30 protein-coding genes and 1 riboswitch are annotated in these 26,781 nt (G+C 69.8%); of the genes, 12 read left to right on the forward strand and 18 right to left on the reverse strand.

Annotated elements, in window-relative coordinates; genetic code table 11:
• Nucleotides 1-28: 28 nt before the first annotated feature.
• The 6 genes from ACQI46_RS19825 to ACQI46_RS19850 all read right to left on the reverse strand — a co-directional run bounded on the left by ACQI46_RS19825 (nucleotide 29) and on the right by ACQI46_RS19850 (nucleotide 4,258).
• Nucleotides 29-160, reverse strand: a complete 132-nt coding sequence (locus tag ACQI46_RS19825; protein WP_427095745.1) for a hypothetical protein — start codon at nucleotides 158-160, stop codon at nucleotides 29-31.
• Nucleotides 161-204: 44 nt separating this feature from the next.
• Nucleotides 205-579: a DMT family transporter gene (locus ACQI46_RS19830; RefSeq protein WP_427095746.1), complete on the reverse strand. Its 375-nt coding sequence runs from the start codon at nucleotides 577-579 to the stop codon at nucleotides 205-207.
• Between the two features lie 2 nt (nucleotides 580-581).
• Complete coding sequence (locus tag ACQI46_RS19835; protein WP_427095747.1) at nucleotides 582-896, reverse strand: DMT family transporter; 315 nt, start codon at nucleotides 894-896, stop codon at nucleotides 582-584.
• Nucleotides 897-910: 14 nt separating this feature from the next.
• Nucleotides 911-979, reverse strand: a riboswitch (guanidine-III (ykkC-III) riboswitch).
• Nucleotides 980-1,055: 76 nt separating this feature from the next.
• Nucleotides 1,056-2,525 carry an amidase gene (locus ACQI46_RS19840; protein ID WP_427095748.1) on the reverse strand — a complete coding sequence of 490 codons (1,470 nt, stop codon included), beginning with the start codon at nucleotides 2,523-2,525 and terminating at the stop codon, nucleotides 1,056-1,058.
• A gap of 37 nt (nucleotides 2,526-2,562) precedes the next feature.
• The gene (locus ACQI46_RS19845; protein ID WP_427095749.1) at nucleotides 2,563-3,030 is read right to left on the reverse strand and encodes a hypothetical protein; all 468 of its coding nucleotides are present in this window, start codon (nucleotides 3,028-3,030) and stop codon (nucleotides 2,563-2,565) included.
• A gap of 151 nt (nucleotides 3,031-3,181) precedes the next feature.
• Nucleotides 3,182-4,258: a GGDEF domain-containing protein gene (locus ACQI46_RS19850; protein WP_427095750.1), complete on the reverse strand. Its 1,077-nt coding sequence runs from the start codon at nucleotides 4,256-4,258 to the stop codon at nucleotides 3,182-3,184.
• A 210-nt stretch (nucleotides 4,259-4,468) separates the two neighbouring features.
• Here ACQI46_RS19850 and ACQI46_RS19855 point away from each other — a divergent pair, with 210 nt between their 5' ends.
• The 6 genes from ACQI46_RS19855 to ACQI46_RS19880 are packed head-to-tail and all read left to right on the forward strand — an operon-like array spanning nucleotide 4,469 to nucleotide 9,940.
• The gene (locus ACQI46_RS19855; protein ID WP_427095751.1) at nucleotides 4,469-5,314 is read left to right on the forward strand and encodes a lysophospholipid acyltransferase family protein; all 846 of its coding nucleotides are present in this window, start codon (nucleotides 4,469-4,471) and stop codon (nucleotides 5,312-5,314) included.
• Nucleotides 5,311-5,745: an SRPBCC family protein gene (locus ACQI46_RS19860; RefSeq protein ID WP_427095752.1), complete on the forward strand. Its 435-nt coding sequence runs from the start codon at nucleotides 5,311-5,313 to the stop codon at nucleotides 5,743-5,745. The genes ACQI46_RS19855 and ACQI46_RS19860 overlap by 4 nt, the downstream gene beginning before the upstream one ends.
• Nucleotides 5,742-6,716 (forward strand): SDR family oxidoreductase, encoded by a 975-nt coding sequence (locus ACQI46_RS19865; protein ID WP_427095753.1) that lies wholly within the window; start codon nucleotides 5,742-5,744, stop codon nucleotides 6,714-6,716. The genes ACQI46_RS19860 and ACQI46_RS19865 overlap by 4 nt, the downstream gene beginning before the upstream one ends.
• A gap of 38 nt (nucleotides 6,717-6,754) precedes the next feature.
• Complete coding sequence (locus ACQI46_RS19870) at nucleotides 6,755-7,591, forward strand: SDR family oxidoreductase (protein ID WP_427095754.1); 837 nt, start codon at nucleotides 6,755-6,757, stop codon at nucleotides 7,589-7,591.
• A 7-nt stretch (nucleotides 7,592-7,598) separates the two neighbouring features.
• Nucleotides 7,599-8,678 carry a DUF1214 domain-containing protein gene (locus ACQI46_RS19875; protein WP_427095755.1) on the forward strand — a complete coding sequence of 360 codons (1,080 nt, stop codon included), beginning with the start codon at nucleotides 7,599-7,601 and terminating at the stop codon, nucleotides 8,676-8,678.
• Nucleotides 8,675-9,940, forward strand: coding sequence for a sulfotransferase family protein (locus ACQI46_RS19880; protein ID WP_427095756.1), 1,266 nt, complete (start codon nucleotides 8,675-8,677; stop codon nucleotides 9,938-9,940). The genes ACQI46_RS19875 and ACQI46_RS19880 overlap by 4 nt, the downstream gene beginning before the upstream one ends.
• Here ACQI46_RS19880 and ACQI46_RS19885 read toward each other — a convergent pair.
• Entirely contained in the window at nucleotides 9,886-10,749 is an 864-nt protein-coding gene (locus ACQI46_RS19885; protein WP_427095757.1) for a class I SAM-dependent methyltransferase, read from the reverse strand. The genes ACQI46_RS19880 and ACQI46_RS19885 overlap by 55 nt on opposite strands.
• A 90-nt stretch (nucleotides 10,750-10,839) precedes the next feature.
• On the reverse strand, nucleotides 10,840-11,523 hold the full coding sequence (locus ACQI46_RS19890; protein ID WP_427095758.1) for an alpha/beta hydrolase family protein: 684 nt from the start codon (nucleotides 11,521-11,523) through the stop codon (nucleotides 10,840-10,842).
• 55 nt (nucleotides 11,524-11,578) lie between these two features.
• Here ACQI46_RS19890 and ACQI46_RS19895 point away from each other — a divergent pair, with 55 nt between their 5' ends.
• Both ACQI46_RS19895 and ACQI46_RS19900 read left to right on the forward strand, forming a co-directional pair.
• Nucleotides 11,579-12,886, forward strand: a complete 1,308-nt coding sequence (locus ACQI46_RS19895) for a hydroxyacid-oxoacid transhydrogenase (protein WP_427095759.1) — start codon at nucleotides 11,579-11,581, stop codon at nucleotides 12,884-12,886.
• A complete protein-coding gene (locus tag ACQI46_RS19900) occupies nucleotides 12,886-13,332 on the forward strand; it encodes an acyl-CoA thioesterase (RefSeq protein WP_427095760.1) in 447 nt (148 codons plus the stop codon). The genes ACQI46_RS19895 and ACQI46_RS19900 overlap by 1 nt, the downstream gene beginning before the upstream one ends.
• Here ACQI46_RS19900 and ACQI46_RS19905 read toward each other — a convergent pair.
• From ACQI46_RS19905 to ACQI46_RS19930, 6 genes are read right to left on the reverse strand one after another with little or no spacing between them, the layout of a single operon-like run.
• On the reverse strand, nucleotides 13,329-13,964 hold the full coding sequence (locus tag ACQI46_RS19905) for a trimeric intracellular cation channel family protein (RefSeq protein WP_427095761.1): 636 nt from the start codon (nucleotides 13,962-13,964) through the stop codon (nucleotides 13,329-13,331). The genes ACQI46_RS19900 and ACQI46_RS19905 overlap by 4 nt on opposite strands.
• 33 nt (nucleotides 13,965-13,997) lie before the next feature.
• The gene (locus ACQI46_RS19910; RefSeq protein WP_427095762.1) at nucleotides 13,998-15,308 is read right to left on the reverse strand and encodes an NAD(P)/FAD-dependent oxidoreductase; all 1,311 of its coding nucleotides are present in this window, start codon (nucleotides 15,306-15,308) and stop codon (nucleotides 13,998-14,000) included.
• Between the two features lie 25 nt (nucleotides 15,309-15,333).
• On the reverse strand, nucleotides 15,334-16,329 hold the full coding sequence (locus ACQI46_RS19915; RefSeq protein WP_427095763.1) for an NAD-dependent epimerase/dehydratase family protein: 996 nt from the start codon (nucleotides 16,327-16,329) through the stop codon (nucleotides 15,334-15,336).
• A 44-nt stretch (nucleotides 16,330-16,373) separates the two neighbouring features.
• Complete coding sequence (locus ACQI46_RS19920) at nucleotides 16,374-16,721, reverse strand: STAS domain-containing protein (RefSeq protein WP_427095764.1); 348 nt, start codon at nucleotides 16,719-16,721, stop codon at nucleotides 16,374-16,376.
• Nucleotides 16,718-17,803 carry a cobalamin B12-binding domain-containing protein gene (locus ACQI46_RS19925; protein WP_427095765.1) on the reverse strand — a complete coding sequence of 362 codons (1,086 nt, stop codon included), beginning with the start codon at nucleotides 17,801-17,803 and terminating at the stop codon, nucleotides 16,718-16,720. The genes ACQI46_RS19920 and ACQI46_RS19925 overlap by 4 nt, the downstream gene beginning before the upstream one ends.
• Nucleotides 17,800-19,428 (reverse strand): PP2C family protein-serine/threonine phosphatase, encoded by a 1,629-nt coding sequence (locus ACQI46_RS19930; RefSeq protein WP_427095766.1) that lies wholly within the window; start codon nucleotides 19,426-19,428, stop codon nucleotides 17,800-17,802. Before ACQI46_RS19930 ends, ACQI46_RS19925 begins: the two co-directional genes overlap by 4 nt.
• A 257-nt stretch (nucleotides 19,429-19,685) precedes the next feature.
• Here ACQI46_RS19930 and ACQI46_RS19935 point away from each other — a divergent pair, with 257 nt between their 5' ends.
• Nucleotides 19,686-21,296, forward strand: a complete 1,611-nt coding sequence (locus ACQI46_RS19935) for a phospholipase D-like domain-containing protein (protein ID WP_427095801.1) — start codon at nucleotides 19,686-19,688, stop codon at nucleotides 21,294-21,296.
• 6 nt (nucleotides 21,297-21,302) lie between these two features.
• Here the strand turns inward: ACQI46_RS19935 and ACQI46_RS19940 are convergent, their stop codons facing one another.
• Together ACQI46_RS19940 and ACQI46_RS19945 are read right to left on the reverse strand one after the other, a co-directional pair.
• Nucleotides 21,303-22,037 (reverse strand): cutinase family protein, encoded by a 735-nt coding sequence (locus ACQI46_RS19940; protein WP_427095767.1) that lies wholly within the window; start codon nucleotides 22,035-22,037, stop codon nucleotides 21,303-21,305.
• Nucleotides 22,034-22,279, reverse strand: a complete 246-nt coding sequence (locus ACQI46_RS19945) for a hypothetical protein (protein WP_427095768.1) — start codon at nucleotides 22,277-22,279, stop codon at nucleotides 22,034-22,036. The genes ACQI46_RS19940 and ACQI46_RS19945 overlap by 4 nt, the downstream gene beginning before the upstream one ends.
• A gap of 217 nt (nucleotides 22,280-22,496) precedes the next feature.
• Here ACQI46_RS19945 and ACQI46_RS19950 point away from each other — a divergent pair, with 217 nt between their 5' ends.
• Nucleotides 22,497-23,627, forward strand: coding sequence for a 1,4-beta-xylanase (locus tag ACQI46_RS19950; protein WP_427095802.1), 1,131 nt, complete (start codon nucleotides 22,497-22,499; stop codon nucleotides 23,625-23,627).
• On the opposite strand, the gene ACQI46_RS19955 is transcribed toward ACQI46_RS19950, so the two are convergent.
• Nucleotides 23,624-24,892, reverse strand: coding sequence for an MFS transporter (locus tag ACQI46_RS19955; protein WP_427095769.1), 1,269 nt, complete (start codon nucleotides 24,890-24,892; stop codon nucleotides 23,624-23,626). The genes ACQI46_RS19950 and ACQI46_RS19955 overlap by 4 nt on opposite strands.
• Nucleotides 24,889-25,371 carry a MarR family winged helix-turn-helix transcriptional regulator gene (locus ACQI46_RS19960; RefSeq protein WP_427095770.1) on the reverse strand — a complete coding sequence of 161 codons (483 nt, stop codon included), beginning with the start codon at nucleotides 25,369-25,371 and terminating at the stop codon, nucleotides 24,889-24,891. Before ACQI46_RS19960 ends, ACQI46_RS19955 begins: the two co-directional genes overlap by 4 nt.
• A gap of 67 nt (nucleotides 25,372-25,438) precedes the next feature.
• On the opposite strand from ACQI46_RS19960, the gene ACQI46_RS19965 reads away from it, so the two are divergent.
• Nucleotides 25,439-25,921, forward strand: coding sequence for a DUF4383 domain-containing protein (locus tag ACQI46_RS19965; protein ID WP_427095771.1), 483 nt, complete (start codon nucleotides 25,439-25,441; stop codon nucleotides 25,919-25,921).
• A gap of 39 nt (nucleotides 25,922-25,960) precedes the next feature.
• Complete coding sequence (locus tag ACQI46_RS19970; protein ID WP_427095772.1) at nucleotides 25,961-26,737, forward strand: SDR family NAD(P)-dependent oxidoreductase; 777 nt, start codon at nucleotides 25,961-25,963, stop codon at nucleotides 26,735-26,737.
• Nucleotides 26,738-26,781 lie beyond the last annotated feature (44 nt).

Here is a 26,781-nt window from a genome sequence, read left to right on the forward strand (position 1 = left end):
GGGCCCGGGTGAGTGTTCGTGCCGGAGGTCAGGTCTCCGAGGGCTTCTCCACCGCGTCGTCGGGAAGGGGCAGGCCTTCAGCGCCGGGAGTGGCCGGAGCCAGCACCTCCTCCTCCTGCGACGGGGGCTCGGGCGTTACATTCTCGTTGGATGATGTCATGGTTGAGTCCTTACCCGGAGGCGGCTGACAGTAACCACGTCACGTCACTTCGCGGTGTGGGCGAACCGCCGGGATTCCTCGGGGGCGATGTCGGCGCCGTTACGGCGGGACATCATGCGCAGTCCCGCGACGGCAACGATGATGCCCGTCAGGAACACGAGTTTGGCCAACGACACCGACTCTTCGCCGGTGGCCATCGCGTAGCCGACGGTCAGCGCCGCACCGATCCCGGTCCACACCGCATAGGCCGTCCCGATCGGAATGGACCGGGCCGCAATGCCCAGGCCGGCGAAGCTGGCGACCGCGGCCACTGCGAACACGACGGTCGGCACCGGTTCGGAGAACATGTCGCTCTGGCCCAGCGCGGTGGCCCAGACCGCTTCGAAGACCGCGCTGACGATCAGGACGAGCCACGCCATGGCTAGCTCACCACCTTGAGGCCGACCACCGACGCGATGAGCAGTGCCAGCAACGCGACACGCGGCACCGACGCCGACTCCTGGCGGGTGAGCATGGCCCACAGCACCGTCACCGACGCCCCGACGCCGACCCACACGGCGTACGCGGTGCCGGTCGGCAGGGAATTCATCGCCAACGCCAGACCGGCCATGCTCGCGGGCATCGCGAGCGCGAAGACCAGCGTGGGGATCAGCCGACGGAAACTGCGGGACGCCCCCAGGGCGATCGCCCACACCGCTTCCAACAGACCGGAACCGACGAGAACCAGCCACGCCACGACAACACCTCCGTAAAAGGCAGTCTTGGCTTGTGCGGGTACTGCTCCCTCGTCCGCCGACCCCGGTCGATCACCGGGCCCACCGGCCAGGTTACCCACGCGACTCGGCCGGGTCATGTCCCGGCAACAAATGGTGGGCGATCTGACAGCGGGTCGCGCTCAGATCGGCGGAAACCGGTCCGCCCAGGGCAGGGCCTCTTCGAGCTGGGCAGCCAGTCGGATCAGCACGGATTCTCCGGCCAGGGGCGCGACGAACTGCACACCGAGCGGCAAGCCGTCGGCGGTCCAATGCAGGGGCAGCGAAATGGCCGGGCGCCCAGTGAGATTCGCCAACTGGGTGTACGGCACCCAGTTGAGGTTCTTGTCGATGATGTCGTCGACGAGCTTCGTGTACCGCAACAGGCCCGCGGTGCGGGTCTTGATCAGCACATCGGAGCCGCGCTGCAGCAGGATCGGCAGGTCGAACTCGCCGAGCCGGGGCGGCGGGGTGGCCAGCGCCGGCGTCAGCAGCAGGTCATAGGACTCGAAGAACGTGGTCAGACGACGGGTGTGGTGGTGGCGTCGCTGCACGGCGTCGACGTAGTCGACGCTGCTGGTGGCGCGTCCCAGCGCGGCCAGCAGGACGGTGTCGCGTTCGAACGCGTCGTCACCGGCGCCGCTGCGTCGTTTGGCGTCGGCGAGTTCCCAAGCGGTGTAGACGAACCAGGTCAGCAGGAAGTCGCGGGCCAACGCGGCGTCGTCGAACGGGGCCGTCGTCAGCTCCTCGACGTCGTGGCCCAGGTCGGTCAGCGCCGCGACGGTCCTGTCCACCGCGGCGCGGGCCTCGGGATGCGGGTTCGGGTTGATCGCCGACGGGACCCGCACACCGATGCGCAGCCGACCCGGAGATGCGCCGACGCATCCGGCGAACGTCGATGCCGGCATGCCCGGCTCATACGGTCCGCCGGGTTCACCGCCACGGAGGACGTCGAGCATCGCCGCGGTGTCGCGGACCGTGCGGGAGACGACGCCCTGCACGGCCGCACCGTGCATCGACTCGCCGACCGCCGGTCCCGACGGGGTGAGCCCGCGACCGGGTTTGAGGCCCACCAGACCGCAACAGGCTGCGGGGATGCGGATCGATCCACCGCCGTCGTTGGCGCCGGCGCACGGCACGATGCCGGCGGCGACGGCCGCGGCCGACCCGCCCGACGAGCCGCCGGGGGAGCGGGTGAGGTCCCACGGGTTGTGCGTGGCACCCCACAACTCGGGTTCGGTGATGCCCTTGGCGCCGAACTCCGGTGTGTTGGTCTTGCCGAAGATCACCAGCCCGGCGTCGAGCCAGCGCTGCACGACGGTCGCGTGCTCGGGGGCAGGCAACGACGCCAGCGCACGCGATCCGGCCGATGTGGGCAGGCCCGCGTAATCCTGGGCGAGATCCTTGATCAGGAACGGCACCCCGGCGAACGGGCCCGAGCGGGGCGCCTCGGGATCGGCGGGTACGTCGCGCACGATCGCGTTGAGGCGGGGATTGACCGTCGCGGCCCGCTGCCGGGCCAGCTCGAGCAGTTCGGCGGCGGTCACCGCTTTGTCGGCGACCAGCTCGGCCAGACCGACGGCGTCGTGTGCACGGTATTCGTCGAAGTCCACCGTTCGACCGTACGTAACGGCCGCGGCGGGGTGAGGGTCAGTGCCGGACGGGAGTGCGCGGACGGGCGCAGCTGACCGGGGCGGCGGCCACCCGCTCAACCGTGCGCCGGGTGCGGGCGTCCTCGCGGTTGATCCGGCGGGTCAGGGCACGCTGGTCGCGGGCGGTCAGCGAACGGCTGCGCTCGATGAGCAGGTCGAGCTGCTGCCAGCTGAGCCCGTCGAGGTCGCCGTCCTCGTCGTGGGTGGCGATGACGACGCAGCCGCGCAGCAGCGGAACGTCCTTGGGGGTGAAAGTGGTTGTGGCGAGCAGGAGTTCGGTGGCGCGCCGGTTGATCCGCCGCTGGCACCGGGCGGTGGTGGGGCTGAACCAGAAATCGAACTGCCGGTCACCGCTGGTCAGGGACTGCAGCGACTGGTCGGCGATCAGGGTGTCGATGTCGGCCTTGGTGTAGGCCCGGGTCTCATAGACGGCGCCGTTGGTGCTGAAGTAGAGGACTGTGTTCATGGTGGGGATCCATTCGACTCTTTTCTGGGTGTGAGCACGGCGTACGCTCGCCGAACCTGTGACTGGAGTTACCCATGTGGCAAATGGGACAAACCTTCGTAACGATTGAAAAACACCGGGTTTGGCGGCAGGCGGTTACCGGCGCGTCGACTCAGGCCGCTTCACTACTCGCGTGCTGGACCCGATTTCCGCCGCGCCGCTTGGCCGAGTACATGGCGATGTCCGCTTCGCGGACCAGCCGGTGGAACGTCTGCTGGGCGTCGTCGACGCTGACGTTGTGCAGCGCCGCCGTCGCGGTCCCGACGCTGGCCGTCACGCTGTAGGAGATTGACTCCACGGCGGCACACAGCCGCTGCGCCCAGAGGGTGGGCTCCTCGGTCTTCACGATGTCGGCGACCAAGAACTCCTCGCCGCCCATCCGGCACACCAGCGCGGTCTCCGGACACGCTGAGGTCAACGCGGCGGCGACCTCCACCAACGCTTCGTCGCCGCCGGCGTGGCCGTACACGTCGTTGATCGACTTGAACCGGTCAAGATCCAGCAGCGCCACGGCCAGGTAAGACCTGCCGCCGTGTGCCAGCAATCGACCCACGACCGCGTCGGTGAAGGCTCGCCGATTCAACAGCCCGGTCAGGGGATCCCGGTCCGAGCGCAGCAGGTCGGTCCCCAACGCGCGCACCACGACCTGAATCGCGAACGGCACCCCGATGTTGAGTTCGAGCACCAGGAAGAAGCCCGTGAGCGCCAGGACCGCACCACCGGTCTCCGCCACCCGGTAGGCCAGCCAGGACCCGGCGGCCACCGCCACCACGAAGTTCACCAGCATGTAGCGCGGGGTGTGGAAGAACGCGATATAGCCGCCCGACACCGCAAGTGCGGTGCAGGACATCAGCCCGATCAGCGGCTCGGCCTGCCACAGGCAACCCACCGTGATCGTGATGCTGCCGATGGCGGCGAAGATGATCGACTCCAGCCGATTGGGCCAGCGCTTCGTCCACAGCGCCGCCAACGTGAGACCGGCCGCGGCCGCCACCAGTGCGAGGGCGACGGTGAACCAGTTGTCCACCGAGGCCGGACCCCACAGCGCGTTGATCGGCACCAGGGTCAAGGACGCAGCGACCACCGCCATCATCCGGCGCATCGGCCGAGCCATACCACGCGCCTGCAGATAGCCACTGAGCCAATCGAAGTGGTCGGGCTGGCGCCACCACCTGCTGATCCAGTGCATTAGCCGTTTCTCCTGAGAAACGTTGCGCCTACGACACGACGCATCTTCCGTTGTTTGCTCACGGTACATGTGGCAGCCGCCACGCGGGGAGAACTGAAAGCCTCCGTCCTCATTTGCCTGCCGCGAGCAACTCCAACAGCGCCGCGGCCAACGATCTGGGCGTGCGGCCGACAGGTTTGCCCAACCGGAAGGCTGTCAATAAAGCCCTGCATGGCGGGCATCGACGACGCGCTGGAGTGGGTCAAACACCAGGTGGCCGCCCGCGTACCCAAAGCAAACCTCGACCAACGCGACGCCGACTACATCCGCGAGCAACTACCGGGCCTGTGGCTGCTGGCCTCGCTGTACTTCCGCGCCGACGTCCGCGGCCTGGACCGGATCCCGGCCGAAGGTCCCGTTCTGCTCGTCGGCAACCACAGCGGCGGCAACGTTCCGCCGGACACCTTCGTGTTCACGCTGGCGTTCTGCTCGTACTTCGGTGTCGAACGGCCGTTCTACCAACTCGCCCACAACCTCGTCGTCTCCGCGCCGCCGCTGGCGTCGCTGCGCAAGTTCGGCACCGTCGCCGCCAACCCCGAGAACGCCCGCCTGGCGCTCGAGTCCGGGGCCGCGCTGCTGGTCTATCCGGGCGGCGACTACGAGGTGTTCCGTCCCTTCTGGGAACGCAACAAAGTCGACTTCGGGGGACGCAAGGGCTACGTGCGCCTGGCCCGCGAGGCCGGGGTGCCGATCGTCCCGATCGCCAGTGTCGGCGGCCAGGAGAGTGTGTTCTTCCTCAGCCGCGGGCAGGGTCTGGCCAAGCTGCTCGGTGTCGACAAGCTGCTTCGGCTCAAGAGCGTTCCGATCGCGATCGCCCCGCCGTGGGGCCTGGTGATCAGCGATCTGGCCGGGCACCTCCCGCTGCCGTCGAAGATCGTCGTCGAAGCGCAGGAGCCGATCTCCGCCGAGGAGATCGACGCCGGTGACGACGACGTCGTCCACGACAAGGTGGAGGGCGTACTGCAGGCCGCCGTCGACCGACTCGCCGCCGAACGTCGATTCCCGGTGCTCGGATGAGGCTGCAACGCAACGTCGTCATCGACGCCGACCCCGACGCCGTGTGGAAGCACGTCAGCGATCCGGGGTGCTATCCGGAGTTCATGGCCAGCCTGGAGCGCTGGGAGATCGTCACCGAAGACGAGGCCGGGATCGGGTCGCGCTACACCGTGCACTGGAAGGTCGGGTCGGTTCCGATCGGCGGCGTCGTCGAAGTGGTGGAATTCGACGAGGCCCGCGACCTGGCCTGGGTGGGCATCACCGGGGTCACCCTGCGAGGCCGGTTCCGCCTGCGCCCCACCGATGACGGGCGGACGAAGGTGACGTTCCGGCTGTCCTACGAAGCCCCCGGCGGTCTCCTGGGACTGATCGCAGACCGGGTCGCGGCCAACCAGGTCGGCCGCATCATGAACCAGACACTCGATCGCCTGAAACAGCTGGTCGAGGGATGAGCAACTCCGGCGGTCCTCTGCGCGTCGTCATCACCGGCGCCTCCAGCGGCATCGGCCAGGCCACCGCCGAGCTGTTCGCTGCCCACGGCGCGCATCTGATGCTGGCCGCCCGCAACGCCGAGGCGCTCGAGCAGGTCGCCGACGCCTGCCGCGCCGCCGGCGGGCGGGCCACGGCGGTACCGACCGACGTCACCGACTCCGGTGCCGTGCAGGAGTTGGCGCAGCGCGCCGTCACCGAACTCGGCGGCGTCGACGTCTGGTTCTCCAACGTCGGTGTCGGCGCGGTCGGGCGCTACCTGGACACGCCGATCGCCGCCCACCACCGGGTGGTCGAGTCGAGCCTGCTGGGCCACATGAACGACGCTCACGCCGCGGTGCCGATCTTCATCGAGCAGGGACACGGCGTGTTCATCAACATGATCTCGCTGGGCGGTTTCGCCGCAGCACCGTTCGCCGCCGCGTACAGCGCCGCGAAGTTCGGGCTGCGGGGCTTCGCCGAAGCGCTGCGCGCTGAACTCGCCGCCCACCCGCACATCCACATCTGCGACGTCTACCCCGGCTTCGTCGACACCCCGGGTCTGCGCCACGGCGCCAACTACGTCGGACGCCGGATCAGCGCTCCGCCACCGGTGCTCGACGCCCGCCGTGTCGCCGCCGCGATCGTGCGGCTCGCCGACAAGCCCAAACCCACCACCACGATCGGGGTCAGTGCAGTGCTGACCCGCGCCACCCATGTCGTGGCTCCGGCCGCGATGACCCGCGCGATGGCCCGATTGATGGACATCTACTTCCGGCGTGCCGAGTGGGTCGGGACAAGCGACGGCAGCATCTTCGAGCCGGTCCCCGACGCCGCCGTCATCGACGGCGGACTGCGCAAGCCGGGGCGCCGCGCGGCCGGCGTCGCGCTGGCCGCACTGGCCGGCGCCACCGGGCTGGCCGCGGCGACGCGCCGCGCCGCCGCGCGAACCTGAACGACCCTCCGGTAACCGGTTCGGTATACCGTCTCGGTATGCAGAACGTGACGGTGATCACCGGAGGCGCCGGCGGCATGGGTGTCGCGACGGCCCGAGTCGTCGGACGCGACCACAGCGTGGTGCTGGCCGACGTCCGCAAAGAACGCCTCGACACCGCCGCGGCGGAACTCGCCGACGCGGGGATCACCGCGACGACCGTGCACTGCGACGTCACCGACCGCACGGCTGTCGACGAGATGCTCGACTGCGCAGCCGCTCTGGGCACGGTGCGCGCCGTCATCCACACCGCCGGGGTCAGCCCCAGCATGGGTGACGCCGACTACGTGATGCGCACCAACGCACTCGGCACCCTCTACGTCAACGAGGCATTCTTGAGCCGCGCGGAACCGGGAAGCGCCATCGTCAACGTGGCCTCGATGGCCGCCCATCTGGTGCCCGAGGAGATGATCCCGACGCCGAAGTTCGCGCTCGCTCTCGACGACGACGCGGTGTTCCTGGCCGAGATGCTCACAGCGTGCGAGATCGTGCCCGACGAGATGCGGTCGGGCATCGCCTACGCGTTCAGCAAGGCGTTCGTGAAGTGGTACAGCAGCGCTCAGGCCGAACGGTTCAACACCAGATCGCTGCGCATCCTGTCGGTCTCACCGGGTTCCATCGACACCGAGATGGGCCGGCTCGAGGGGCAGGCCGGCGCCGGCGCGATGGTCACCGACGCCGCGGTGCCGCGCTGGGGCCGACCCGAGGAGATGGCCGAGCTGTTCGCGTTCTGCGCCGGTGACAAAGCCGGCTACCTGACCGGGACCGACATCCTCAACGACGGCGGAGTGGTCGCCTCGATGCGCGAACGTGCCCGCGTGGCCGCGCAGAGCTGAGAATCCCATGGCAGACACCTCGAAAGGCGAACTGTCACAGGCCTTCGGCGAGCTGCTCGACGAACTGCGCGCCGTCGAACGCAAACTGCTCGACGCCGATCCGCCGCTGTCCGAACCCGATCTGCTCGACGGCTACCGCCTGGCGTTCAGCCTGCTGCGCGTCGCCGTCGACGCCTACGTGTGGGGTGACAAGGACAACCCGATCCTCGTCGACGTCATCAGCCCCTACCTGAAATGGGGTGGTGACAACTCGGATGCGTATTACCAACTGGCGCCGGTGGATCCGGCCCGCACCTACCGGGTGACCGGGAACCGCGGCGACGCGGTGTACCTGTCGATGACCGTCTACGGTGGACCGGACGACGGTCACTACAGCAACCGCATCGTGGGCACGATGAACGATCGCTCGCTGGAGTTCGACGCCGACGGCAACTTCGAGTTCCACCTGAGCCCGACACCGCAACCGGGTGCCTGGCTGAAGTTGGACGCCGACGCCGTCGTCGCGCTGACCCGCGACTATCTGGTGGACCCGCGCACCGATCGGCGGCCACAGTGGAAGATCGAGGCCGTCGACCCGCCCGCCCGCCGGCACGACAGCACCGACGACCTGATCCGGCGGCTGCGTGCCGCACGCACCTGGATCGGCGAACAGCTGTCGTTCCTGCCCACCCGCGTCGACCCGCCCAACGAGATCCACGAACCGTTCCCGGTGCCCGAGCACGCCTACGGATGGTCGGCCGCCGACGCGGCCTACGCCATGGGTTCCTATGCGCTGCAACCGGATCAGGCGCTCGTCGTCGAAGGCACCTCGCCGGAGTGCGTGTTCTGGAACCTGTGCCTGTGGAATCCGTTCCTGCACACCTACGACTACACCTACGAACGGGTGACGATCAACGGGGCGCAGGTCACCTACGAGCCCGACGGGTCGTGGCGGATCGTGATCAGCGATCGCGACCCCGGACACCCGAACTGGGTGTCCACCGCGGGACGCACCACCGGGCTGATCTGGCTGCGGTGGTTCCTGCCCGACCAGACACCGGCGCGTCCGCGGTGCACGGTCGTCGCGCTGGACGAGGTGTCGCGGTGACGCGCCCGGCCCCGGTGCGGTTCACCGATCTGCGGGATCCGGTGTATCCGCCTGCGGCACAACCGATGCGCGAAGCCTTGGCCGCCTACGGCCAGACCCTCGATCTCACCCCGGCGGGTCTGCTTGCCGCCGCCGGTGCCCGCACGGGCCTCGACGACTGGGGTGACAACGGTTTCCGGGAACGTCTCGACGTGCTGTGCGCGGCGCTGCGTGACGAAGCCGGGCTGTCCGACGTCGGTGTCGCGGTGGTCTTCGAACAATTGGTGGGCAACCTGGTCAACCGGTTGCGGCTGGAGGCGCTGATCGCCGCGCACCCGGAGATCACCAACGTGCCGGTCACGCGGCCGATCGTCATCTGCGGACTGCCCCGCACGGGGACCACCCACCTGCACAACCTGATCGCCGCGGACCCGGATCTGCGGCACCTGCCGTACTGGGAGAGCCTGGAACCATTCCCCGCTGCCGACGAGGACACCGAAGCGCCGCGCCGCGAGCGCTGCGCGGCCGGGCTGGACCTCATCGACGCGTCGATGCCCGACTTCAAACGCATGCACGAGATGACCGTCGACCACGCGCACGAGGAAATCCAACTGCTGGCCAACGACATCTCCGGGATGCTGTTCGAAACCACCTACCACGTACCGAGTTTCGCTGCGCACTACAAGGCGCACGACCAGCGGCCGTCATACGCCTACCTCAAACGCAGCCTGCAGGCACTGCAGTGGTTGCGCGGCGGCACCCGCTGGATCCTGAAGTCTCCGCAGCACCTCGAGCAGTTCCCCGCGCTGGCCGAGACGTTCCCGGACGCGACGTTCGTTGTCACGCACCGCGACCCGGTGGAGGTGACGCAGTCGATGGTCACGATGATCGCCTACGCCGCGCGCATGGCCTCGGCGCGCCCGGACCCGGAGAAACTCGGCCGGTACTGGCTGGGCCGCGTCGAGGACCTGTTCAACGGGTGCCTCCGTGACCGTGACGTGTTGCCCGCCGACCAGTCCATCGACGTGCGCTTCGACGACTTCATGGCCGACGAGGAAGGCACCATCGCGCGGATCTACGACCTGGCGGGACAGCCGTTCGGGGAGCGTGCCCGCGACGCGATGGCGACGTTCCGCCGCGACCATCCCCGCGGGAAACACGGCAGCGTCACCTACGACGCCGCCGACGTCGGTCTGGACCCGCGCGAGGTCGCGCAGCGGCTCGCGGGCTACCGCGCGCGGTTCGTCGAGGACGCGTCGGTGCCGAACTCCAGCAGCGTGTAGGCGCCGCGAATCTGCCTGGTGGGCTTGAACCGCCAGAACGCGGGGAAGATCTTCTCGAAGAAGAAGCCCCGTCCCCGTGGCATCGGCAGGTCGTGCACGGCGTTGACGCCGGGCATCGTGTGCGCCAGATCGGCCAGCTGCGCCGGGGTCAGGCTGAACGGCATCGGCGGTACCCGATAGCTCGCCGACGAGCGCATGCCGTTGGGGGCGATCTTCTTCACCAGCACCGGCGGCAGGTCGAAGATCATCTGCGCGCCCGGGAACCGGCCGGCGCAGGCGCTGATCAGGCTCATCGACTCGTCGGGCTGCAGGTACATCAGCAGACCCTCGGCGGTGATGAACACCCCCTCCGAGGTGTCGACGTGGTCCATCCAGCTGTAGTCCAGCGCCGACTGGGCCAGGGTGGTGATCCGGTCCGACGCGGGCAGCAGACGCTCGCGCAGCCTGATGACGGGCTCGAGATCAACGGTCAGCCAACGAAACTGGGGGTCGGGGATGCTGTCGCTGAGCCGCCAGAAGCTGGTCTGGAATCCCTCGGCCAGCGCGACGACCGTCGCGCGCGGATGGGCCCTCAGGTAGTGCCGGGCAGCGCGGTCGAAGGCCAGCGAACGCAGCGCCATCTCCTGGCCCTTGCGACCGAACTTGTCGAAGTCGAAGTCGATGGCATCGACCAGCCGGATCGCCATCGGGTCGTCGATGATGGCCTGCGGATGACGGGCCTGGAATGCGCGGCCGTTGAGCGTCAGCAGCGCTGTCTCCGATACACCGGTCAGAGCGCTGGCGTCGATTCTGTCCTGCTGTTGGTCCACTCCACCGAACGTACCCGGCACCCAACGCCGAACTCGCATTCCACGCGCGTCAACTGCAGGTTTGACGCGCGTGGAATGCAAGTTCGGCGGTCAAGACAGCGCCGCGGCGATGTGGTCGCGGATCTGGTCGGCGACGTCGGTGGCCACCGTGCGGGTGTGCTCGTCGGTCGCCGGGAAATAGCGGTCGACGGCGGCGTCGTAGCGGGCGCCGGCGATCGCGCCGTGGTCGGTGGGCAACTCCACGACCTTCACCGGCCAGCCCGCGCGTTGCAGGTCGGCGCCGAACGAGCGGCTCGCCTCGGCGGGCACCACATCGTCGCCGGTGCCGTGCAGCAGAGTGAATCCGCCGCCGACCGGTGCGGCCGCCAGCAGAGTCGACAGCGGCTCCCCGGAGATCGGGTCGGGCACCATGAACGCCCCGGCCAGACACACCGTGTGGGTGATCGGCACGCCGTAGTCGGCGGCTTTGAAGGTCAGTCCGGCCGCGGCCACCGCGCCCAGTGACCACCCGACCACCGCCAAACCGTCCGGACCGGCCGACCAGGTGCGGGCGAACTCGGCCGAGGCCAGCAGATCGGCGCGTCCCCGGTCGTCGGCGTGGGAGTTCCAGTCCGCGGCCACCACCCCGAATCCGCGCTGCGCCAGCAGCTCGCACAGCCCGCCGACGGTGGCGCGGGCATCGGTCTGCGTGCCGTGCCACACCAGGATCGCCGGATCGGCCGGATCGCCGAACACGTCGGCCTTGCGTGCAGGCGCATATTCCACGGTGTCCATCGCTCCAGAGTGCCGAATCGGGTGTGCACCGCGCCAGGAGGGGCAGAATCGAGGCATGGGCTGCGCTCACGACGTCGTCACCGACTCCTGCGATACCGCGTTCACCGTCGACGCTTCGCGCGTCACATTCGGCCGGGGCTGTTTGCGCGAGGTGGGCGAGCGGGCCGCCACGCTCGGCATGACCCGGGTCGCGCTGTTCTCCGATCCCGGAGTGGCGCAACTGGCCGTCTTCGACACCGCGCTGAAGTCGCTGCACGCGGCGGGCATCGACACCGTCACCTACACCGACGTCCACATCGAACCCACCGACGAATCCTTCTGTCGAGCAATTGAATTCGCCACCGAAGCGCAGGTCGACGGCTACGTGTCGGTCGGCGGCGGGTCGGTCATCGACACGGCCAAGGCCGCCAACCTCTACGCCACCCACCCCGCGGATTTCCTGGACTACGTCAACGCCCCCCTGGGCGCCGGGAAACCGGTGCCGGGACCGCTGCGCCCCCACATCGCGTGCCCGACCACGTCGGGCACCGGCAGCGAGGTCACCGGCATCGCGATCTTCGACCTGCTCGCCGCACACGCCAAGACCGGGATCGCCGCGCCCGCACTGCGACCCACCGAAGCACTCATCGACCCCGACAGCACCGACACCCTGCCGGGTCAGGTGGTGGCGTGCAGCGGACTCGACGTGCTGTCGCACGCACTGGAGTCCTACACTGCGCGGCCGTACCACCGGCGCAGCGCACCGCCCCAACCCAGCCGCCGCCCGATGAGCCAGGGCGCCAACCCCTGGAGCGACCTCGGCAGCCAGGAAGCGATGCATCTGCTCGGCACGTATCTGCTCCGCGCGGTCACCGACGCGTCGGACCACGAAGCGCGAGAACAGGTGATGTGGGCCGCCACGCTGGCCGGCATCGCGTTCGGCAACGCCGGCGTGCACCTTCCGCACGCCATGTCCTACGCCGTGGCCGGCCAGGTCCGTCGCTACCGTCCGGCCGGCTATCCCGGCGCCGAACCCCTTGTCCCGCACGGCATGGCGGTGATCCTCAACGCGCCCGCGGCGTTCAGCGCGACCGCGGCCAGCGACCCGGACCGCCACCTCGAGGCGGCCCGCATCCTCGGTGCCGACGTGATGGACGCCGTGGCCGCCGACGACGCGGGCGACATCCTGTCCGACCGCCTCGTCGAGATCATGCGCGCGGTCAAGATGCCCAACGGCCTGTCCGGTGTCGGGTACAGCAGCGCCGACGCCGGCGCACTGGCCGAAGGCGCACTGCCGCAACAGCGTCTGCTGAGCAACGCGCCGCTGAACGTCGACGAGACGCTGCTGACCGACACGTTCCGTCACGCGATGCGGTACTGGTGATGACCGACCCGCACACGCCGGCGGAGTACCCCTATGTTCTGCCGATCACGACGCGCTGGATGGACAACGACATCTATGGCCACGTCAACAACGTCACCTACTACAGCTACTTCGACACCGTCGCCAATCACTTCCTGATCACCGAGGGCGGTCTGGACATCCACGCCGGACCGGTCATCGGCCTGGTCGTGGAGTCAGCTTGCACCTACCGCGCGCCGGTGGCCTACCCCGACGAGCTGCGCGCCGGGTTGCGGGTCGACAAACTCGGCAACCGCTCGGTGAGGTACGGCATCGCGATCTTCCGCACCGGCGACGGCCGAGACGACCACCGGGCCGTCGCCCACGGTCATTTCGTCCATGTCTTCGTCGACCGCAAGGATCGCGCCGCGGTGCCGATCCCCGATTCCGTCCGCGCAGCCCTGGCCCGGATCACGGTGGGCGCCTAGCTCTCCAACGCGCTCCCCGGCGGGCGCGGCGCATGCAGGTTGAACCGCACCCCGACCATGCGGATCACGAAGCACGCCCCGGCGGCCGCCAACGCCACCGGCAGGCTGTAGAGGTCCAGCGATATCGCGGCCACCGTCGCCGCAGCCGCCACCAACGCGGGGATCGCGTACAGCTCGGTACGCAACACGGTCGGCACCTGTCCGACGAGCGCATCGCGGATCGTGCCGCCGCCCACCGCGGTGACGACGCCCAACAATGCCGCGGGCGCGACGCCCAGCCCGTACTCCACCGCTTTGGCCGCCCCGATCACCGCGAACACGCTCAGCCCGATCGCGTCGAGCACCACGATCGGTGTCTCCAACCGGTCCAACCGCTGGCTGAGCAGGAACGCGATCACCCCGCCGGCCACCGCCAACGCGAAATAGCGCCAGTCGACGAAGGTGGCAGGCGGGATCGCCCCGATCAGCACGTCCCGGATCACCCCGCCGCCGAGAGCGGTCATCATCCCCAGCGTCACCACACCGACCACGTCCAGACGAGTCGCGCGCACCGCCGTCAGCGCGCCGTTCAACCCGAACGCGAAGGTGCCGGTCAGATCCAGCACGTACAGCAGCGGCGGTGGGTCAGTCACACTCCAGTGCCTATCACGCGGTGCGCCCCGGGATCAGTTCGCCTTCGGCAGCGGAATGCCCTCAGCGGCGGAAAAATTCGCGTCCTCACTGGTCGAGAGCCCCATCGAGACCACCGACCGGTCGAACACCGCGTCGGTCAGATAGGCCAGCGACACCGCCCACCGGTTCACGAACCGGGGGATCGCGTACAGGTGGTAGGCACGGGTGACCAGTTTGGCAGGCAGGCCGGACAACTGGATGTTCAAGGGATTGGCCACCGCGTAGCGCGGTCCCAGATCCACCACCAGACCCATGTCGCGGTGCTTGTAGTGCTTGCGTGTGCCGTAGCCCAGGCTGGCAGCGACGTTGCGCGCCAACACCTTTCCCTGTCGGGTGGCGTGCTGGGCGGTCGGTGGGGTGAGCTTGCCCGGCTTGGTCAGGTCGGGAACCGCCGCGGCGTCCCCACCGGCGAACACATCCGGGTGACCGGGCACCTGCAGATCGGCGCCGACCTTCAGCCGGCCCCGTTCGGTGTCGAGGCCCAGCCCGTCGATCAGCGGAGCGCCGGTGACACCGGTGACCCACGCGACGGTCTGGGTGTCGACGCGGCTGTCGTCGCTGAGGATCACGTGGTCGGGATGCACCGCCTTGAGCGTCGTCTCCAGCCGTACGTCGATGCCGCGCTCGCGCAACACGCGCATCGCGGCGGCGCCGAGTTTCTCGCCGACCTCGGGCATCACCTGCTTGGCCATGTCGAGCAGCACGAACCGGACGTCCGAGCCGTCGAAACCCAGCTGCCGTGCCGCGGCGTCGGCCAGCGCCCGCAGCTGCACCGCCAACTCGGTGCCCGAATAGGAGGCGCCGACGATGACGATGGTGCGACGCGCGCGGATCCGGCCCGCGTCGTCGTCGACATGGGCCAGCTCGAGTTGCTCGAGGACGTGATCGCGCAGATACAGCGCCTCGGCGGTGGACTTCAGGCCGCGCGCGTGGTCGGCCAACCCGGGGATGTCGAACAACCGGGTCACCGATCCCGGGGCCAACACCAACCGGTCCCAGCTCAGTTCCCGGACGCGGTCCTCGGGGTCGGTGTAGGACAGCGTCTTGGCGGCGAAGTCGACGTCGGTGGCGCGGCCGCGCACCAGCCGGACTCCGCTGAGCGCATTCGCGAGCGGGATGGTGACGAACCGGCCGTCGACCACGCCGCCGGCCACGTCGGGCAGCAACGGCGTGTAGAGCATGTAGTCGACCGGTGACACCACGGTCACCTCGACGTCGGAGTCGTGCTTGCGCAGGATCCGCATCAGGCGACGCGCGCACTCGAAGCCGGTGAACCCGCTGCCGACGATCACGACAGACGTCATCGCTCGCATCCTCCCGATGTTGATGTCACGAAACCTGGCCGACGTAGGCTGCGAGTGCGGAAAGCGTCTCCGCCGCAGTGAATTTCGGTCGCCACCCGAGCTGTTCCCGCGCCTTGCTCGTGTCCATCACCACGGACGTGCGCCCGGCATGCAGCCACTCGAGGCTCGACGGTACGAACGGCAGGCGCGCGATCACCTCGGAGGTGGCCACCGCCGCGGCGCGCGGCACCTTCAACGGGCGGGCGCCCAGCGCGTCACCGATCGCCGACATCGACAGCACTCCGTCGCCGGCGATGTTGTAGGCGCCCGGGGGAGCGGTCGTCGTGGTGACGGCCAGTTCGATGGCGGTGGCGACGTCGTCGTGGTGGACCAGCTGCAGCGGTGTGCCCGGGTCCGGGAACGGCGGTTTGAGCAGCGGCAGCGCCTGGGAGACGCGGCGCACCGGGCCGGGCAGCTGGTTCCACGGCATGGCGTCGGCCAGCGCCGTGGCGTTCGGGCCGGCGACGATGCACGGTCGCAGCACGAACACCTCCAGTGACGACCCGGCGGTGATGTCGGCCAGCGCGGCTTCGCAGGCCGCCTTCTGCTCGGAGTAGTAGTGCTCGGGCGACCCGCGCGGCGGGACGTCCTCGGTGATCGGGATCGGATTGTCGGAGTGATAGCCGTAGGCGGCCACCGAGGAGGTGTACACGAGTCGGCGGGGCCGGGCGGCCGCCACCGTCGCCTCGAACACGTTGCGGGTGCCGGCGAGGTTGACGCGCGCGCTCTCCTCGCGGGAGCCCAGGACGATGAACGCCAGGTGGACGACCACGTCGGCATCGGCGACCAGGGCGTCGACGGCGTCGCGGTCGAGGATGTCGCCCTGTCGGTAGGTCGTCTTGGTCCATCCGTGCTCGGACGGGTCGAACGGGCGCCGGGCCATGCCGACGATCTCGGTCACCTCGGGGTGGGCTTCCAGGGCGCTGATGGTCGACAGGCCGATCTCCCCGGTGGGCCCGGTGACCGCCACGCGCACAGACATACGCGTGCTGTTCCCCGTCTGCCGCGGAGGAAAACGGCGCGCCGTCAGCCGATCCCGGTCTCGTCCGGGGTCTTGGCGCGCGTCGCGGTCAGATGGTCGAGAAGGCCGGTGATGTCGAGGATGCGGTTCAGGTGGTCGGGCCGGTGGTGGAAATGCAGGGGGATGCCTGCGGCGCTGGCGCGGCGATGGATGAGCAGCAGCGCGGACAGCCCCGCGGAGTCGCAGAACGTCAGGTCGGCGAAATCCAGGTGCACGCCCGAGACGGCGGCACGCGCATCGCACAGCGAGGTGATCGTGTCGACCAGCGCGGCGGTCGACCCGTAGGTGAGGTCGCCGGCGACCCGGATGCGGGCGTCCGGGGAAGCGGAGGTGACGGTGACGGTGAGATTCATGCGGGAAGCTTGGGGTCGGCGGTCAACGGGTCGGGCAGGCCGGCACGGGCATTGTGCAACAACCGGCGGGCGCGGGGGAACTCGGTGAGCTGGTCGGCCAGGGAGTCCAGCGTAGGCACCAACGTCGCGGCGGGTACGCCGCGGGCCTCGAGGATGTCGGCGGTCCAGCCGATGAACTGGGCGAACAGGTCGTCGTCGTCGGTGTAGAGCGCGGTGGCCAGGAAGTCGACGATGTGGGCGATGTCGGCGGAGGTGTGCTGGCGCTGCAGGTCGGTGTATCCGGCCATGTCCGGCAGACGTTCCCCGAGGGCGACCATCGTGGCCTGCACCAGTCGCGTCGACGAGTCGCGGACCAACGTGTACTCCTGGTCGGCCAGGTGCGGCAGGTCGTCGACGACGTGATGGGCCCGGGTGACCGACAGCGGCTCGAACCCCTGCGCGAGCCGCGCCGCCGCCGAGCGGGCGTCCGGTGCCCAGGCGTCGGCGCCGAGCAGCTTGGCCAACCGACCGTCGGCCCCGAACGCCGCCCCGCCGACGAGCACCGGTACCCCGGCGGACTGGCAGGCGGTGATCGCGGCGTGCGCCGTGGGTAGCCGCGTCGCGATGGAACACGACAGCGCCACCACACCGGGGCCGTGCTGGTTGATGTGGGCGACCAGATGCGGCGTCGGCACCTGCGCGCCGAGGAAGTCGACCTGCCAGCCGTGCAGCCGCAGGGTCTCGGCGAGCAGCCGCGCCGGCATCGCGTGCCACTCGCCGTCCACGCAGGCCACCGTCACGCGGCCCACCGACGCGGGTCGCCGCACGCTTGGGTGATGCGCCAGCGCGGCGATGACCCGGTCGTTGATCGCCGTGGCCGCGTGTTCCTGGGCGACGGTGATGCGGTTGGCGGCCCACTCCGTGCCGACCCGCTGCTGGACCCGCGCGATCACGTCGAGCAGCACGTCTTCGGCGGGTGTCCCCTGCTCGAGCGCGCCGAAGACGACGTCGACCGCGGTGAATTCGTCGCCGTCGATCGCGGCCGCCCAGAGCCGCTCGCGCAGCCCGTCACAGGTTTGTCGGTCGTCGCCGTCGGAAGTCATGCGATGTATCTACCCGCTGTGTGACCGTCGACCGCGCTGAGATGCGTTCGTCGCGGCGCTGTGATGGCCACCACAGCGATGTCGTCGTGGCTCCGCTCGCTCAACCACTCCGAGGTCAGCATCATCACGTGCTCGACCACCGCCTCGGCCGGAAGGCCCGCGCACTTGGCCAACGCGGTGGTCAGGCGGTGCTCGCCGAACATGTCGCGGCCCAGCGGTCCGCCGTGCGCCTCGGTGACGCCGTCGGTGTAGAGCAGGCAGGTCTCGCCGGGAGCCAGCGTGGTCTCGAAGGACTCGGCCTTGATCTCGGGCAGCACCCCCACCAGGGTGCCGCTGGTGTCGGCCTCCTCGACGACCCCGTCGTTGCGCACGATCAGCGGCGCCATGTGCCCCGCGCTGGTCAGCCGCAACGAGACCAGCCCGTCACGGCAGGCCACCGACGCCAGCACCAGCGTGGCGAACCGGGTGTCGCGCGGGGACAGCAGCGCGCTGTTGAGCAGGCTGAGCACCGACCGGTGGTCACCGGCCAGCGGCGCCAGCGCCTGCAGCGTGTTGCGGATCTTGCCGGACATCACGGCCGCTTCGAGGCCCTTGCCACACACATCGCCCAGCACGATCAGCGTCTCGCCGTTGTCGCCGGCGCCGGTGTGCACGTCGTAGAAGTCCCCGCCAACGGCTTCGTGGTCTTCGGAGGCGCGGTAACCGCCGGCCAGCTCGATGCCGTCGATGCGGTCCAGCTGCGGCGGCAGCAGATCCCGCATCAGCGTGCGGGTGATCGCGGACTGTTCGGCGTAGAGCCGGGCAGCCGACAGCGCAGCGCCGGCACGCGCGGCGAACAACCGGGCGAACAGCTCCTCGCCGGCGGTGAACACCGTCTGCGAGCTCTTGCGCAGCAACACCAGCGCCCCGGCCGGCACCCCGTGACCAGGCAGCGGCGTGATCACCACCGACCCGAGTGACTCTGTGAAACCCTGTGGCACAAGCCAATCCGGGACCGCAGCCGGGTCGATCCAGCGCGACGGCACGGGCGGGAAGCCGCGCAGCGCCTCACTGAGACCGGCCACCGCAGTCGGCTCCGAGGCGACCTCGCGGTGCTCGACCACGCCCTCGTCGTCGCAGTACACCAGGGGCATCCGGCCACCGGTCCCCGGAGCCACCACCACGGCCGCATCGGCGAGGTGACGCGCGGCCATCCGCGCGGTGGCCTCCATGCACCGGTCGATGTTCAGCGACGCCATCAGCACCGCTGACGCCTCGTCGAGGAAGGCCGCGCGTTCGCGCTCCCGCGTCAACTCCGCGCGCATCTCCAGCACATCCGGCGCGGTGTCGGCCACCAGCCACCAAGCGACGTCGTCCATCGGCAGCGTCGTCGGCTGCGCGTGGTACCCCACTCCGTCCACCACACCCGAGGTCGGCATCGGCTCCTCGCCGTGCGCCCGCATCAACCAGTCCGGGACGCAGTCTGCAAGGGTGCGGCCGGGCGCCGCGTCCGGAAACACCAACTGCGCTGCGGCGCTCACCGCGCGGACCACACCCGTGGAATCCACCACCAGAACGGGATGGGTCACATCAGTCCACGGATCGTCGAGCCCTGCGCCGGTGCCCGAGGGTGCGTTGTCCCTCATGCCACCTCCTCATGCAGGCGACACCGCGCAGCAGCCGGGACACGGCACCACACACGGACGTCACCCACGTCGTGTTCCGAGCATCGCAGCTTGACCGGCTCAGGGGAAATCTTCGTGCTGCCACTCTAGGCGTCCAGCGCTGTCGCGCATCCCGAAACCCGTGTGATGGCCAGCGCGAACGCGGGTACCGCACAGAGATCAGACGAATGCGTGACGTGCCGGCGCCGAGCGTCGGATCGAGGACCTGGGCGGGTGAGATGGGCGAAGGACGGTTACTGGTCGCCGGACAGACCTGCTGGCGCACCGCGACCGCCGACCGGCTGGCTGTCATCGTCGATGCCGCCGACTACTTCCACCACGTCAAAGCAGCGATGCTGCGGGCGCGGCGACGGATCATCCTGGTGGGCTGGGACTTCGACTACCGGATGACGTTCGAACGCGACGGCAAGACGCTGGCCGGGCCGAACCAGCTCGGCGCGTTCCTGAGGTGGCTCGTGCGGCGGCGCTCCGGCCTGGAGATCTGCATGCTCAAGTCCAACCTGGGACTGTTGCCGACCTTTCAGACGATCTGGCGCGGCGTGTTGCCGGTGTCGCTGCTCAACCGGGTCAGCAGCGAGCGGATGCAGTTCGCCGTCGACGGGGCCCACCCCACCGGCGCCGTACACCACCAGAAGATCGTGGTGGTCGACGACGCGGTGGCGTTCTGCGGTGGCATCGACCTGACCGTCGAGCGCTGGGACACCCCGGACCACCCGGACGACAGCACGTTTCGACGCATCGGGGACGAGCATTACGGACCTCGCCACGAGGTCGCGGTCGCGGTGGACGGCGCCGCCGCCCGCACACTTTCCGAGCTGGCCCGGAACCGGTGGCGCGCGGCCACCGGCCAGTTCCTCGCGCCGGTGGCCGCCGCCGGAAATCTCTGGCCGCGCAGCTTGGAACCGACGCTGTCCGCGGTCGACGTCGCGATCGCGCGCACCCTGCCGGCGCTGCCGCCGACGCACGAGGCGCGGGAGGTCGAAGCGCTGAACTTCGCCGCGATCGGAGCCGCCCGCGACGTGCTCTACCTGGAAAACCAGTACCTGGCGTCGCGATCGCTGGCCGAGGCGCTCGCCGCCCGACTGCGCGAACCCGACGGGCCCGAGATCGTGGTGGTGCTGCCGCGCTCCTCGGAGAGCCCGTTGGAACGCACCGCGATGGACACTGCCCGCTACGAGATGCTCCGACTGCTGTGGGCTGCCGACGAACACGCCCGGTTCGCGGCCTTCTGGCCGGTGACCGACGGCGGCACCCCCATCTACGTGCATTCCAAGGTGCTGGTGGCCGACCAGCGGTTACTGCGCATCGGGTCGTCGAACCTGAACAACCGGTCGCTGGGTTTCGACAGCGAATGCGACCTGGCCGTCGAGGCCGATCCACTCGACCCGGACGACGAACAGTTGCGCCGCACCATCGCCGCGGTGCGGGACCGCCTGCTCGCCGAACACCTCGGGGTGCCCGTGGGCGAGTTCGTGGCGGCGGTGTCCCGCGAAGGATCGTTCCTCGCCGCGATCCAGGCGCTGGCCGGGCACGGACGCACGCTGCGCCCGTTCACGGCCGATACCATCGCCGGCGAAGCGGGCCCGCTGGCCGAGAACGACCTGATGGACCCCGACCGGGTGCCGGAATCGTTGAGCCGCAGCGTGCAGCGGCTTCTGACCGGGCTGGCGAATAGGCCGCCGTGGAACGGGTACGCCGTCACCATGTCACCGCAGGATCGCGCCCCCGAGACCGAACCGGACACCACCGACGCGCAGACCGACGTGCCCCCGGCGAACCCGGCCTACGCCACTCCGCCTCCGGAGGGCATTCCCGACGCCGAGGGGTGAGGCGCGTCAGCCGCCCGCGGCATCGACGGTGATCGTGGGCGGCTCGTCAGTGGTTTCGGCGTTCAGCTTGCCCACCACGTAGTCGGCCGCCTGGTCGGTCAGACCGCGCACCACGTAGGCGCCGTGCGAGCCGTGGTCGCCCCCGGTCGGCGAACACACCGGGTCTTCCGGGATGCAGGAGTCCAGCGTCTTGTCCACATACCGCGACCCCACCGTGATGGGCGGGGCGCCGGTGTAGATGGACTGCAGGAACCCACTCGACGGCTTGCCGAACAACGCCACCGCGGCGACCCGGTCGGCCACCTCCGGCGGCATCGGGCCGGTCATGCCCGGCGGCGGGACGTAGCCCTCCGGGATGGCGTCCTCGGTGATGTAGGCCGCGACCGCGGCGCCCTGTGAGAAGCCTCCGATCACCATCTCGGTGTCCGGGCAGCGGTTGGCCATGTCCATCACCCGGTTGCTGGCGTCGATGACACCCGTTGCGGCCGTGGCGAAGTCGAGTGAGGCGGGGTAGTTGACCGCGTAGACGTCGACCGAGCGTGGGCCGGTGCGCGCCCGCAGTGCGTCGACGAACGCCTGACCGGTGGACCCGACACCCGGTGCCTCGAAGGTGCCGCGCGCGAACACCACCTCGACGTCCGGGCACGGGGCCGCGGATGCCGGCGCGGCGGTGGCCAGCGGCCATCCGGCCAGCGCGACCACTGGCGCCAGTGCGACACCCCAACGACGAATTCTGTTCATTGTCGACCGCCTGCTTCTCGATGTGGACCGTAGCCGGCTTCGTTGCTGCCCGACGGATCGGCCGGTGGCCTGAATCCGCCACCTATAGTGACGGAAATCAGCCCGATTTTCGACTCGGTATCGATATCCCGTCCGCACGCGGCCCGGCCCGGCCCGATCATGGCGTGAATCACCAACGCGCAGAACCTGTTTGCGACCGCAATCCGAGCAAAGTCCTGAAGCTTTCCGGCGTGGTCGGTCACCGGCGGCAGCGAATCCTGTTCGAGCGTCGGCCTTCTGGCGCTCGGTGCGAGAGGTAACAGCGACCCGGGTGCACGTCGATACACTCTCCGAAAGGTCTCGCGGCCGCACCGCCGCCGCACACACCCCGTCGCCGTATCGCAGACGGAGATCCCCCAAGCCGAAGGAATGCTGCAATCTATGCGTGAACCCCAGCGTGGCGTCGCCGGGCGACACCTTCTGGGCCGTCGGACCGCGCTCAAGTTGCCGTTGCTGGCCACTGCCGGTGTGGCGCTGGCCGCACCGGCGCACGGTGCGGCGCAGCGGTGGCCCGCCGACCGGGCACACCGCTGGTATCAGGCGCAGGGCTGGCTCGTCGGCGCGAACTTCATCACCTCCAACGCGATCAACCAGCTCGAGATGTTCCAACCGGGCACCTACGACCCGCGACGGATCGACGCCGAGCTGCACATGGCCCGGTGGCTCGGCTTCAACACGGTGCGCGTGTTCCTGCACGACCAGCTGTGGTTGCAGGACCGCACGGGTTTCCAGCGGCGGCTGGGCCAGTTCGTCGACATCGCCGCCCGCCACCGCATCAAGCCGCTGCTGGTGCTGTTCGACTCGTGCTGGGATCCCGAGCCGCGCCTGGGCCGGCAGCGCGCGCCGCGACCGGGGGTGCACAACTCCGGCTGGGTGCAGAGCCCCGGGGCGCACTTCCTCGACGACCGGCGCTACCGCACGCTGTTGCGCGATTACGTGACCGGGGTGCTGCGCCAGTTCCGCACCGACGACCGGGTGCTCGCCTGGGATCTGTGGAACGAGCCGGACAATCCCGCCGACGTGTACTCCGAGGTCGAACGTGCCGACAAGGTCGAGTTGGTCGCCGACCTGTTGCCGCAGGCGTTCGGCTGGGCCCGCGCCGTGGATCCGATCCAGCCGTTGACCAGCGGTGTGTGGGACGGCGTCTGGGGTGACCCGGCCCGCCGCGGTGTCATCAACTCGATCCAGCTGGACAACTCCGACGTCGTCACCTTCCACAGCTATGCCGGCCCCGGCGAGTTCGAGTCCCGCATCGCCGAGCTCGCCCCGCTGGGGCGTCCGATGATGTGCACCGAGTTCATGGCGCGCTCGCTGGACAGCACCGTCGAGACGATCCTGCCGATCACCAAACGCCGCCGGGTGGGCGCCTACACCTGGGGTCTGGTGGCCGGGAAGACGCAGACGTACCTGCCCTGGGATTCGTGGGAGAAGCCGGTCACCGGGACGCCGGGCCTGTGGTTTCACGACCTGTTGCAACCCGGCGGGCGGCCGTACCGGCCGGCCGAGGTGCACACCATCCAGAAGCTGACGGGCCGGCGCCGGCTGGGCTAGAGGGCCGGCAGCGGGCCGCTGAGCCGGCGCGGCAGACACAGGACCGCCACGATCGCGGTCAACGCGGCGGCGACCGCGAAACCGGCCGTCACCCCGAGGAGGTCCGCGGTGCCGCCGAGCACCGCCGCGGCGATGGGTCTCGACCCGAGGAACCCGACCAGCCACAGCGCCATGATGCGGCCGCGCAGCTCCTCCGGCGCCCGCTCCTGCACCACGGTGCTCAACCCCGTCATCGCGCAGCCGAACCCGAATCCGGCGACCGCCAGCCCGGCCATCGCCACGGGCACCGCGGACCCGACGCCGAGCACCGCGAGACCCACGCCGAGCACGACCAGCCCGATCGAGGACACCATCGCCGAGGCGATGCGTCCGCGCAGCAGAGCCAGCGCGCCCATGCCGAGCGCGGCCCCCACACCGAACACCGCCGACAACGTTCCGACCAGTCCCGCGTCACCGCCGAGATGGTCGGCCAGCGACGGCGTCAGCGTGATCGAGGAATCCGACGCGACGCCGACGGTGGTCACCGCGGCCAGCGCCAGCAGCAGTGGACGGTCGCGCAGCACGTAGCGCACCGCGACCCGCACGCGGTAGTCGGCGCCGGACCGGCGTTCCGGTCGCGCCGGGAAGCGCACCATCACGAGCAGCACCGCGAACACCAGATGCAGGACGGCGCTGACCCCGAACGCCACGGCGGGACCGAGGTGCGCGGCCAGGTAGGCGCCGGTGGCCGGTCCCACGATGCGGCCGATGGTCATCGGAATGCTGTTCAGCGCCATCGCCGTGGGCAGTTCACCGTCGCGGATCAGGTTCGGCACGATCGACTGCATCGCGGGCCCGCCGACGACGAAGCCGAAGCCGACCAGCGCCGAACCGAGCAGGATGGGCACCGCGGCCGACATCCCGGCGATGTCGGGAACGGCGAAGAACCAGGCGGCGGTGGCGCCCGAACCGGCCACACACAGCACCCGGCCGAGCAGGATCTGGCGGGCGGGGTTTCCGGTGTCGGCCCATTTGCCGCTCATCGGGCTCAGGATCAGCTGCGGCGCGAACTGCACCACGCCGACGAGCCCGACCATCATCGCCGAGCGGGTGGCGTCGTACATCACGATCGCGGCGACGATGCCGTGCGTCCAGACCGCGGCGACGGAGAACATCTTGCCCCAGAACAGTGCCCCGAACACCGGGTCGAACATCAGGCCCAGCGCGCCGCGGCTGCGCAGCACGGGCGTGGTCGGCGTGGTCGCCGGTCTGGTCTCGGAGGTCATCGGCTCGCCGCCGATTCGAAGCGTTCGGTCAGCCGGTCGAGCAGCGACACCAGGGATTCGACGTCGTCGTGTGGCCAGTCGGCCACGGCCTCGGCGACCAGTTCGCGCCGTCGCCGGGTGACCGCGGACAGCGCCGCGCGACCCTCGTCGGTGAGCAGCAGGGTGCAGCGGCGCTGGTCGTCGGGGGAGGTGGTCTTGCTGAGCAGACCGGCGTTGACGACGGCCGTGACGGTGCGGCTGGCGGTGGATTGTTCGACGGCCAGGTAGTCGGCGACGTCGCGGACGCATGCGCCGCGGCCGGAGAGTTCGCACTGTTCCACCGCGCGCAGCACCCGCAGTGTCGAGACCGAGCCGAGTGGCCCCGACGGATCCAGCAGCCGGCGCCGCCACGTGGGCCGTTGACGCGCGATGTGGATGCGCGTCAACAGGTCGTCGAGGTCATCGTAGGGGGACGGCGGCACCAAATATGCATAGCACACATAACTGTTGGCTCAAATTCGCTGCAGGCCCGGTTTCGAGTTCCCGGCAGCGGCTATCAAACGACCTATGGCCACCCCAGGAACCCAAGGCACCCCGGTTGCAGCCCCGACCGCGCTGCGCGCCCCCATTCAGCACGCGTCCGTCGCCGTCGGGGCGCTCTTCCTCGTCGTCGGCATCCTGGGCTTCGTCCCCGGGATCACGACCAACTACGACGCGCTCACCTTCGCCGGCCATCACTCGGGCGCCGCGCTGTTCGGCGTCTTCGCGGTCTCGGCGCTGCACAACGTCGTCCACCTGGTCTTCGGCGTGCTCGGCGTGGCGCTGTCGGGCACCTACAACGGTGCCCGCGGCTATCTCCTGTTCGGGGTGGTGGTCTACGGACTGCTCACCGTCTACGGGTTCGTCGTTCCGGAGGACTCGGCGGCCAACGTCGTCCCGGTGAACACCGCCGACAACTGGCTGCACCTGGTCCTGGCTCTCGGCATGGCGACGCTGCTGCTGATCTGGGGGCGCACCACCGGCGTCGCGCACGACCGCCGGCACACCTAGCCCCGGTTTGTGCGCGGACGCCCGGGGTATCGCTGGCACGTGCCCGACACCCCGCCGCGCATCGTCGTCGTCACCGGCGCCAGCGACGGCATCGGTCGGCAGGTGGCGCTGCGGTTCGCCGCCGAGGGCGCACGCCTGGCCCTGGCCGCCCGCGGCGCCGACGCATTGGCGGCGGTGGCCGCCGAATGCCTGGACCGGGGCGCTGCCCAGGTGGTGGCGCAGCCGACGGACATCGCCGACCGCGATGACGTCGCACGGCTTTTCGACCGCGTCGTCAGCGAACTGGGACCGCCGGACGTCGTGGTGCAGAACGCGTCGGTGGCGGCGGTCGGCCGGCTCACCGAGATCCCACTCGACGTCATCGACGCCGTCATCCGGACCGACGTGCTCGGGGCCGTCTACGTCGCCCGCGCCGCGGTCCAGCAGTTCCAGAAGCACGGATCCGGCGCGCTGATCATCGTCGGCTCGCTGTTCGGGCACGTCGCGGTACCGCTACTCGGGCCGTATGTGATCAGCAAGTTCGCCGTCACCGCGCTGATCCGCGTCCTGCGTCAGGAATTGCGCGACCAGCCGGGAATCACGGTGACCGGAATACACCCGGGCGGGGTGAAGACCGGCATCTACCGGCACGCCGCGAACTATCTGGCCCGCGTGCCGCGGGTACCGCCGCTGGCCGATCCGCCCGAGAAGGTCGCCGCCGTCATCGTCGACGCGGCGCAGCGGGAACGCTCCGCCGAACGGCACGTCGGCGTGGTGAACGCGCCACTGCTGGTCGGCTACCGGCTGTTGCCGACCGGGTGGCCGCACCCCTGGTGAAGCTGATCGGCTTCACCAGGGGCCGAGAGCATCCCGACGGCGGC

It is taken from the genome of Mycobacterium sp. SMC-4, from assembly GCF_050205565.1.
GTDB lineage: Bacteria > Actinomycetota > Actinomycetes > Mycobacteriales > Mycobacteriaceae > Mycobacterium.